Source organism: Rhizobacter sp. P1_G5, assembly GCF_056405435.1.
In genome coordinates, this window is the sequence record NZ_JBFUCB010000195.1 from 1 (window position 1) to 9,603 (window position 9,603).

The 9,603-nt window shown below is 68.9% G+C and carries 7 protein-coding genes and 1 pseudogene; 6 read left to right on the forward strand and 2 right to left on the reverse strand.

Going from position 1 to position 9,603, the window contains the following annotated elements; genetic code table 11:
• Positions 1 to 151 precede the first annotated feature (151 nt).
• Together AC1D12_RS15225 and AC1D12_RS15230 are read right to left on the reverse strand one after the other, a co-directional pair.
• Positions 152 to 1,228, reverse strand: coding sequence for an alkene reductase (locus AC1D12_RS15225; RefSeq protein WP_477841276.1), 1,077 nt, complete (start codon positions 1,226 to 1,228; stop codon positions 152 to 154).
• Between the two features lie 92 nt (positions 1,229 to 1,320).
• Entirely contained in the window at positions 1,321 to 2,505 is a 1,185-nt protein-coding gene (locus tag AC1D12_RS15230; RefSeq protein WP_477841278.1) for a protein kinase family protein, read from the reverse strand.
• A 75-nt stretch (positions 2,506 to 2,580) separates the two neighbouring features.
• On the opposite strand from AC1D12_RS15230, the gene AC1D12_RS15235 reads away from it, so the two are divergent.
• The 6 genes and pseudogenes from AC1D12_RS15235 to malG all read left to right on the forward strand — a co-directional run.
• Positions 2,581 to 3,615 (forward strand): LacI family DNA-binding transcriptional regulator, encoded by a 1,035-nt coding sequence (locus AC1D12_RS15235; protein WP_477841280.1) that lies wholly within the window; start codon positions 2,581 to 2,583, stop codon positions 3,613 to 3,615.
• 179 nt (positions 3,616 to 3,794) lie between these two features.
• Positions 3,795 to 5,501, forward strand: coding sequence for an alpha-glucosidase (locus tag AC1D12_RS15240; protein WP_477841282.1), 1,707 nt, complete (start codon positions 3,795 to 3,797; stop codon positions 5,499 to 5,501).
• Positions 5,502 to 5,514: 13 nt separating this feature from the next.
• Entirely contained in the window at positions 5,515 to 6,639 is a 1,125-nt protein-coding gene (locus AC1D12_RS15245) for an ABC transporter ATP-binding protein (protein WP_477841284.1), read from the forward strand.
• Positions 6,636 to 7,841 carry a maltose/maltodextrin ABC transporter substrate-binding protein MalE gene (gene malE / locus AC1D12_RS15250; RefSeq protein ID WP_477841286.1) on the forward strand — a complete coding sequence of 402 codons (1,206 nt, stop codon included), beginning with the start codon at positions 6,636 to 6,638 and terminating at the stop codon, positions 7,839 to 7,841. The genes AC1D12_RS15245 and malE overlap by 4 nt, the downstream gene beginning before the upstream one ends.
• A 21-nt stretch (positions 7,842 to 7,862) precedes the next feature.
• The gene (malF, locus tag AC1D12_RS15255; RefSeq protein WP_477841288.1) at positions 7,863 to 9,392 is read left to right on the forward strand and encodes a maltose ABC transporter permease MalF; all 1,530 of its coding nucleotides are present in this window, start codon (positions 7,863 to 7,865) and stop codon (positions 9,390 to 9,392) included.
• An 8-nt stretch (positions 9,393 to 9,400) separates the two neighbouring features.
• A pseudogene (gene malG / locus AC1D12_RS15260) lies at positions 9,401 to 9,603 on the forward strand (maltose ABC transporter permease MalG); the annotation flags it as partial.

The following is a 9,603-nucleotide window of genomic DNA, read 5'->3' on the forward strand; positions in this document are numbered from 1 at the left end:
GCACACAGCGCCGCGCACAGCAGGACGAAGGGGAGGCTCATCGAACGCTCATTGAACGATCAGGCCTCGCTCCAGCGGCGGAACGAAGCACCGGTGCGGGAACGATCGGCGACGGGAGTATCGCGCGATGTTCCCACGACGGCGCCCGTCCTCAGGCCGTCTGCACCGCGTAGTCGGTATAGCCCTTGGCGCCCGGCGTGTAGAAGGTCGAGAAGTCCGGCGCGGTCAGGGCCACATCCTTCTTCAGGCGCTCGACCAGGTCCGGGTTCGAGATGAACGGCCGGCCGTAGGCGACCAGGTCGGCCTGGCCGGACTGCAAGGCCTTCTCGCCGCTCGCGCGGTCGAAGCCGCCGGCGAGGATGTACGGGCCCTTGAAGGCGTCGCGCAGCGCGGCCTTGATGCCGGCCGGAATCGGGGGCGCGCCCATCGCCGAGTGGTCGAGCTGGTGCAGGTACAGCAGGCCGATGGCCGACAGCTCCTTCACCAGTGCGACGTACTGCTCGTCGACGCCGTCGAACGGGCCGGTCGCGTTGAACACGCCATGCGGCGACACGCGGATGCCGACCTTGCCGGCACCGATGCGGTTCGCCACGGCGCGCACCACTTCGAGGGCGAAGCGGTTGCGGCCGGCCGCGCTGCCGCCGTAGCCGTCGGTGCGCTGGTTGACGTTGCCGTTCAGGAATTGCTCGATCAGGTAGCCGTTCGCGCCGTGCAGCTCGACGCCGTCGAAGCCGGCCTCGATCGCGAGCTGGGCCGAGGCGGCGTATTCGGCGACCACGTGGTCGATGTCGGCCTGCGTCATCGCACGCGGCGCGCTGTGCGGCTGCATGCCCTTCGAATCGGTGTACATCTCGCCGGGCAGCACGGCGGCGGTCGGGCCGACCACTTCGGCGCCGGCCGGCAGGTTGGCGGCGTGCGAGACGCGGCCGGTGTGCATCAGCTGGATCACGATCTTGCCGCCCTTGGCATGCACCGCATCGGTCACCAGCTTCCAGCCGGCGGCCTGGGAGGCGTTGTACAGGCCCGGGATGCGCGCATAGCCGAGGCCGTTCGGCGACGGCGACGTGCCTTCAGTGATGATCAGCCCGGCGCCGGCGCGCTGGGCGTAGTACTCGGCCATCAATGCGTTGGGCGTGTTGGCCTCGACCGCGCGGCTGCGCGTCATCGGCGACATCACGACGCGGTTGCGCAGCGACAGCGAGCGGAGGGTGGTCGGTTCGAAGAGCATGGGGCTGTCCTTGGGTCTGGCGGGATAAATCCGGAAATTGTCCGGAAAGGCCCGGCATCGTAGGACCGGCGCCGACCGGCTGTCGGCAGTTGTCAGGAGGCCTTTTCAGGCAGAGGCCATTCGTTCGGACGATGCATGCCGCCGTGGTCTGAGGTAGAGGCGGGCAGCTGGAACTCGACCGCCTGCCGCCGCCGTTGCTCGTAGCGTGCGATCAGGCCGGGCCGGTCGAGGGTTGCTTCTTCGCCCTGCCAGGTGCCGTGGGCCGCCAGTGCCCCGTGGTGCAGCCGCAGCGCCTGCAGCAGCCAGTCGGCGCGCTCCAGCGTCGTCGGCGTGCAGGTCTGCCCCTTCAGGTCGTCGTCGAGGTCGGTGGCGTGTGAACGCCAGCCTTCGCGCAGGTACAGGTCGGCCAACGGCCCGGCGAGCGCGGCGCGCCAGCCGCTGCAGATGCCGTCCAGCCACTGCAGCACGGTGGGGGTGGCGCCGTCGGTGGCCAGCGTGCTGCGCAGGCGCTCGTACGCGTCCAGCGCGATCGACTTCTCGATGCGGAAGGCGCGCAGCGCGGCGTCTGCACCGTGGCGGCTCTCCAGCTGCAGCAGCCAGCGGAACACATGGCGCGATTCGATGCGCTCCGCGAGGTGGTGCTGCGGCGCGCTCAGGCCGGTGCCGGCGCTGTTGAAGTGCCGCAGCGGGTCGAAGCGATACAGGTAGCCGTAGTCGAACAGCCAGACCTGCCGTTCGTCGCGCAACACGTTGCCGGGGCAGAAATCCCATTCGAAGAAGCCGGCGCGCAGCAGCGCGAGGCCGCTGTCGAACAGCTGGCGCAGCCCGGTCTCGTCCCAGCCATCCACCCGCGAGCCGGCGATCCACGGCGACACGATCAGGCCCTGCTTCAGCGAGGCGTAGACCGTCGGGCTCAGGCCGGGCCGCTGCAACGCGGGCAGGGCGGCCATCTCGGCGCGGCGCTGCACCTCGTTGAGGAACGAGGTCTGGCCGTCGACCCCTTGCACCTTGCAGGCGCTGCGTGCGCGCTTGACGGCCCAATCGCGGCCGCCCGTGTACACGCGGAACACCTCGGCGGTGAGGCCGCTGTCGTGCAGCTCGCGCACCGCGGGGTGGCGGGCATCGAGCCGCATCAGTTCGTCGGGCGGCAGCGGGCAGTCGGCGGCGTGGCCGACCACGAGGTCGCGGCCGGACGCGACCCAGTCGAGCTGGCGCTGGCGGCGCAGGTACTCGATGTCGGCGTCGATGTCGGTGTCGTTGGGGGGCAAGGTCGTCATGGCGGGGCGGATTCTGCCGGGTGCGACGCTATAGTCAACGCGCCCTGTCAGCCGCTCGCCTGCTTCCCCGATCCGATGTCGAAACCTGTTCCCGAACGTTCGCGACTCACGCTGGCCGATGTGGCCGCGAGCCTGGGCGTGAGCCGCACGACGGTCTCGAATGCGTTCAACCGGCCGGAGCAGTTGTCGAAGGACCTGCGCGAATCCATCCTCGCCCGCTCGCGCGAGCTCGGCTACTACGGGCCCGACACGATGGCGCGCGCGCTGCGGCGGCGCGAACTGCGCGAGGTGGCGGTGGTGTTCCACCACGACCTGCGCTATGCGTTCGGCGACGAGCTGAGCCTCGACTTCCTGCGCGGCGTCACGCGCCAGCTCGACCTGCGCGGGCTGAGCCTGCAGCTGATCCCGAAGCTCGGCCGCCAGCTGCTGCTGCAGGCCGCGTTCCAGACCACCGCCGATGCGCTGATCGTGCATGCCGAGATCGGCCCCGAGGTGGTGCCGCAGGTGCAGGCGGCGCACAAGCCGATCGTGCTGGTCGACACGCAGGTGCCGGGCACGCCGTCGGTCTGCCTCGACGACCGCCAGGGCGCGGCGCTCGCGATGGGGCATGCGCTCGCTGCGCGGCCCGATGCGGTGCTGGTGATCACGTTCCCGCTCGACGACGCCGAGCGTGCGCGGGCGCTCGGTGCGGATCCGGATCGAAGCCCGTTCGTCACGTCGGAGCGGCTGAGCGGCTATGCGCAGGCGGTGCGGGCGCAGGGCTTCGACGAGCGGCGGGTGTTCTGGGCGCCGGTCGACGACAGCGAGCCCGAGGCCGCGGCGGCCCAGGCGGCGCAGGCGATGCGCGAGCGGCTCGCGCCGTACCGCCGGATCGCGCTGGTGGCGATGAGCGACCGCATGGCGCTCGCGGCGCGCAGCGTGATCGTGGACTGGCCCGGCACCACGCTGGTGGCGGCGGTCGGCTTCGACGACATCGCGGCGGCCCGCGCGGCCGGGCTGACGACGATTCGCCAGAACGCGGTCGTGAAGGGCGAGACGGCGGTGCGCATCGTGCTCGACGGGGAGGATTCGGTGCTGCTGCCGCTGGAGCTGATCGTTCGCGACACCTGAGCCCACCTGACGGCTGCTACAGGAGCATCAGGTCCATTCGGGTTTTGCCGATCAAAAATCAAGGGTAAACCCTCTCTTTCTCGATTCAGTTGCCCGCATAAAGTGGCGCCCAACCTGCAGAAGCATCGTATTTGTAGTCAAACTACAACGCTCATGCGGTAGTCCTGAATCCGATCCGCATGACCGACCTCGCCACCGCACCGCGCCACGCACCCGCTGCACCCTCCCATTCCGCCCGCCGGCCGGCGGCCGACCCCGCCGCCTGGTGGCGGGGCGCGGTGATCTACCAGATCTACCCGCGCAGCTTCGCCGACCACAACGGCGACGGCATCGGCGACATCGCCGGCATCATCGACCGGCTGCCCTACGTCGCGAGCCTGGGCGTCGATGCGATCTGGGTCTCGCCGTTCTTCCGCTCCCCGATGAAGGACTTCGGCTACGACATCGCCGACTACCGCGATGTCGACCCGCTGTTCGGCACGCTGGCCGATTTCGACCGGCTGATCGCCCGCACCCACGAGCTCGGCCTGAAGCTGATGATCGACCAGGTGCTGTCGCACACCTCCGACCAGCACGACTGGTTCCGCGAGAGCCGCGCGAGCCGCAGCAACCCGAAGGCCGACTGGTATGTGTGGGCCGACCCGCGGCCCGACGGCACGCCGCCGAACAACTGGCTCAGCGTGTTCGGCGGTTCGGCCTGGCAGTGGGATTCGCGCCGGCGCCAGTACTACTTGCACAACTTCCTCGCGAGCCAGCCCGACCTGAACTTCCACTGCCCCGAGGTGCAGGACCAGGTGCTGGCCGACATCCGCTTCTGGCTCGAGCGCGGCGTCGACGGCTTCCGCTTCGATGCCTGCATCTTCCACTTCCACGACCGGCTGCTGCGCGACAACCCGCCGGCCGAATCGCGCGACACCCGCAGCGTCGGCGAGAGCAACCCGTACGGCATGCAGCGCCACCTGCACGACAAGACGCAGCCGGAGAACCTCGCGTTCCTGCAGCGCGTGCGGCGGCTGCTCGACGGGCACGGCGCCGCCAGCGTCGGCGAGATCGGCGACGACGATTCGCTGAAGACGATGGCCGACTACACCCGCGGCGGCGACAAGCTGCACATGGCCTACAGCTTCAACCTGCTGACCGCCGAGCGCAGTGCCGCCTACATCCGCCAGCAGGTCGAGGACCTCGAGGCGCAGATGCACGACGGCTGGGCCAGCTGGTCGTTCGGCAACCACGACGTGCCGCGCGTGCTGACGCGCTGGGGCGGCCCGGGCGCCGACCTGGCCTACGCGAAGGTCGCGACTGCCATGCTGGTGAGCCTGCGCGGCAGCGTCTGCTGGTGGCAGGGCGACGAGCTCGGGCTGACCGAGGCCGAGATCCCGTTCGAGCAGGTGCAGGACCCGTACGGCCTCGCGTTCTGGCCGGAGTTCAAGGGCCGCGACGGCTGCCGCACGCCGATGCCGTGGGTGCATTCGCAGCCGCACGCCGGCTTCAGCCAGGGTCGCGCGGTGCAGCCGTGGCTGCCGGTGCCGGCCGAGCACGCGGCGCGCGCGGTCGACGTCAACGAGCGCGATCCCGCCTCGCCGCTGAACTTCATGCGCCGGCTGCTGGCCTGGCGGCGGCAGCAGCCGGCGATGGTCAGCGGCGACATCCGCTTCATCGATGCGCCGGAGCCGGTGCTGGCGTTCGTTCGCTCGCCGGAGGCGGGTGTCGAGGGGGCGTCGCTGCTGTGCGTGTTCAACATCGGCAGCGAGCCGGTCACGGTGGATCTCGACGCGCCGGCGACGACGGTCGTCGCGACGCAGCTCGATGCGGCGCTGCAGGGCTCGCGCAGCGGGCGGCGTTTCACGCTGCCGGCGCACGGCCTGTACTTCGGCGAGCTGGCCTGATCGCGAACGCAGCATGGCCCACCTGCAACTGAAGTCGCTGCGCAAGGCGTTCGACGACGTCGTCATCCTGCACGGTGTGGACCTGGAGGTCCGCGATGGCGAGTTCCTGGTGTTCGTCGGTCCGTCGGGCTGCGGCAAGTCGACGCTGCTGCGCTGCATCGCCGGCCTCGAGGACATCACCTCGGGCGAGCTGTACATCGGCGACGAACTCGTCAACGACGTGCCGCCGGCCAAGCGCGGCATCGCGATGGTGTTCCAGAGCTACGCGCTCTACCCGCACATGACGGTGGCCGAGAACATGGCGTTCGGGCTGCGTCTCGCCGGCTACTCCAAGGACGAGATGCGCGCCGCGGTGAGCCGCGCGGCGCAGGTGCTGCAGATCGAGCACCTGCTGGAGCGCAAGCCGAAGGCCTTGTCCGGYGGCCAGCGCCAGCGCGTGGCCATCGGCCGCGCGATCGTGCGCAAGCCGGGCGTGTTCCTGTTCGACGARCCGCTGTCGAACCTGGATGCMGCGCTGCGCGTGCAGATGCGCGTGGARCTCTCGCGCCTGCACCAGGAACTGAAGACCACGATGGTCTACGTGACGCACGACCAGGTGGAGGCGATGACGCTGGCCCACCGCATCGTCGTGCTCAACGCGGGCCGCATCGAGCAGGTCGGTACGCCTATGGAGCTGTACCACCGGCCGGTGAACCGCTTCGTCGCCGGCTTCATCGGCTCGCCGAAGATGAACTTCATCGAAGGCAGGTTGCTGGGCGCGGACGACGGCCTGGCCCGCATCGCGCTGGCCGACGGCTCGACCGCGACGGTGCAGGCCGACGCCGCGTCGCTGGCCGCCGGCGCCAAGGTCACCCTGGGCCTGCGCCCCGAGCACGTCGACGCTGCCGGCACGCCCACCCCGCAGGCGATGCGTGCGCACGTGCAGCTGGCCGAGCACCTGGGCGACATCACCTACCTGCACGTGACCTTGACCGGCGCCACCGAGGCGATGACGATCCGCACCGCGCCGGAGAACCCGCTGAAGACGGGCGACACCGCGTACCTGAGTTTCCCGCCGCAGCGTGGCTTCCTGTTCGACGAGCAGGGGCGCACGCTCTTTTCATCACCACAACACACACCACCCGGAGACACACGATGAACACCAAGCGACATCACCTGAAGCTGCTTGCCGGCGCCGCGATCCTGGCACTGGCCGGCACCGCCCTGCCTTTGGTCAGCCACGCCGCCGAGCCCGGCAAGCTGCTGATCTGGATCAACGGCGACAAGGGCTACAACGGCCTGGCCAAGGTGGGCGAGGAGTTCACCGCCAAGACGGGGGTGCAGGTGGTGGTGGAGCACCCGGAGGACGCACCGAACAAGTTCCAGCAGGCCGCCGCGGCCGGCAAGGGCCCGGACATCTGGATCTGGCCGCACGACCGCATCGGCGAGTGGATCGCCGGCGGGCTGCTGCAGCCGGTGAGCCCGAGCAAGAAGGTGCTGGCCGACCTGGACCCGCTGGCCGTCAAGGCGTTCGCGGTGGGCGGCAAGCAATGGGGCTACCCGATGTCGATCGAGGCGGTCTCGCTGGTCTACAACAAGGCGCTGGTGCCGACCCCGCCGAAGACCTTCGACGAGGTGATCGCGCTCGACAAGAAGCTCTCGGCCTCCGGCAAGAAGGCCATCCTCTGGGACTACAACAACACCTACTTCACGTGGCCGCTGCTGGCCGCCGGTGGGGGCTACCCGTTCAAGCTGAAGGCCGATGGCAACTTCGACCAGGCCGACACCGGCGTCAACAACGCCGGCGCCTTGAAGGGTGCGGAGCTGCTGAGCAAGCTCGTCAAGGACGGCGTGATGACCAAGGGCGCGGGCTATGCCGAGATGGAAGCGGGCATGGCGCAGGGCAAGGTCGCGATGATGATCAACGGCCCGTGGTCGTGGGACAACCTSAAGAAGGCSAACATCGACTTCGGYGTCGCCARGATYCCSWSSGTSAACGGCAAGAAGGCSGCRCCSTTCGTCGGCGTGCTGGGCGCGATGATCTCCAAGGCCTCGCCGAACCGSGACGTGGCGGTGGAGTTCATCGAGAACTTCATGCTSGCGCCGAAGGGSCTGAAGACGATCAACGACGACGTGCCGCTGGGCACGCCGGCGAGCAAGGCGCTGTTCGCCGAGCTSAAGAGCAACSCGAACATCCAGGCGACGATGGCSAGCGCSCAGGAYGGCGCRCCGATGCCCAACAACCCGGAGATGGGGCGCTTCTGGTCGTCGATGGAGTCGGCGCTGAAGAACATGACCGAGGGCCGCCAGCAGCCGAAGGAGGCGCTGGACGCCGCGGCCAAGCGGATCACGGCCAAGTAATCACAGCAGGCTGACAAGACGATGAAGTACCGGCTGCGCCCCGGCCCGGCCCTGCTCGCGCTCGTGCTGGTGGGCGCGTTGTACGTGGTCGCGATGGTCTACGCGGCCGGGCAGACGCTCTTGGCCGGCACGATGCTCGCGATCACCGCGCTCGCGCTGTGGGTCTACAGCTCGGCGCGGACCTACGCCTGGCGCTACCTGTTCCCCGGCATCGCCGCGGCGCTGGTGTTCGTCGTCTTCCCGATGGTCTACACGATGGCCATCGGGTTCACGAACTACAGCTCGCGCAACCTGCTGGAGTTCCCGCGGGCCACGCAGTACTTCCTCGACGAGACCTTCCGCGGCGGCGAGGGCGCGAGCTATGCGTTCACGCTGCATGAGGACGGGCCGGAGTTCCGGCTGAGGCTGGAGGACGCCGACAGCGGCAAGGCCTGGGTCAGCGGCCGGCTCGCGCTTGCGACCACGACGCCGCTGGAGGTGAAGCTCGCGCCGCAGGACCCGGCGCAGGCGCCGCTGGCCGAGCCGGCCCAGCTCAAGACCGTGATCGCCAGGCAGAAGAACCTGCAGGCGCTGACGCTCTTGCTGCCGGACACACCGACCAAGCTCGTGATGACCGGCCTGCGCCAGTTCGGCGCGGTGCAGCCGCTGTACAAGCGCAACCCCGACGGCTCGCTCGTGAACCAGCAGACGAACGCCGTGCTGCGCCCGAACATGACCAGCGGCTTCTACGAGACCGAGGCCGGCGAGCGCCTGCAGCCCGGCTTCCAGGTCGGCGTGGGTTTTGCCAACTACCAGCGCATCTTCACCGACGCCGCGTTCCGCGAGCCCTTCGTGCGCATCTTCCTCTGGACGGTGGTGTTCTCCGCGCTCACCGTGTTCTTCGGCGCCGCGCTCGGCATGTTTTTGGCTGTTCTCTTCAACTGGGACGCGCTGCGCTTCAAGGGCCTGTACCGCACGCTGCTGTTCCTGCCGTACGCGGTGCCGGGGTTCATTTCCATCCTGGTGTTCAAGGGGCTGTTCAACAACAACTTCGGCGAGATCAACCTGATCCTGGATGCCCTGTTCGGCATCAAGCCGGCGTGGTTCTCGGACCCGCTGCTGGCCAAGGTGATGCTGCTGATCGTCAACGTGTGGCTGGGCTACCCGTACATGATGGTGATCTGCTCGGGGCTGATCAAGGCGATCCCGGCCGACCTGTACGAGGCCTCGGCGGTGGCCGGGGCGGGGCCGTTCACCAACTTCTGGCGCATCACGCTGCCGTTGATATTGAAGCCGCTGACGCCGTTGCTGATCTCGGCCTTCGCGTTCAACTTCAACAACTTCGTGCTGATCAGCCTGCTCACCGGCGGGCGGCCCGATTTCCTGGACACCAGCGTGCCCGCCGGCACCACCGACCTGCTGGTGAGCTACACCTACCGCATCGCGTTCCAGGATTCGGGCCAGCAGTTCGGGCTCGCCGCGGCGATCTCCACCGTCATCTTCGCGATGGTCGCAGTGATCTCGCTGGTGCAGATGCGCCTCACGAAGGTGTCCAGCGATGAACCGAGGTAACTAGCGACATGGCCATCGTCCTCGACAAGAGCCACCGCTGGCGCGTGCTGGCCGCGCATGCGTTCCTGATCGGCCTGGTCGCGCTGGTGATTTTCCCGTTCCTGATGATCCTGTCGATCTCGCTGCGCCCGGGCAACTTCGCCGCCGGCAGCCTGATCCCCGAGACCATCAGCTTCGAGCACTGGAAGCTCGCGCTCGGCATCTCGTACAC

Coding starts and splice junctions, on each gene's coding strand:
- AC1D12_RS15235 (WP_477841280.1), top strand. CDS start 2,581: ATGTCGAAACCTGTTCCCGAACGTTCGCGACTCACGCTGGCCGATGTG.
- AC1D12_RS15240 (WP_477841282.1), top strand. CDS start 3,795: ATGACCGACCTCGCCACCGCACCGCGCCACGCACCCGCTGCACCCTCC.
- AC1D12_RS15230 (WP_477841278.1), bottom strand. CDS start 2,505: ATGACGACCTTGCCCCCCAACGACACCGACATCGACGCCGACATCGAG.
- AC1D12_RS15225 (WP_477841276.1), bottom strand. CDS start 1,228: ATGCTCTTCGAACCGACCACCCTCCGCTCGCTGTCGCTGCGCAACCGC.
- malF (WP_477841288.1), top strand. CDS start 7,863: ATGAAGTACCGGCTGCGCCCCGGCCCGGCCCTGCTCGCGCTCGTGCTG.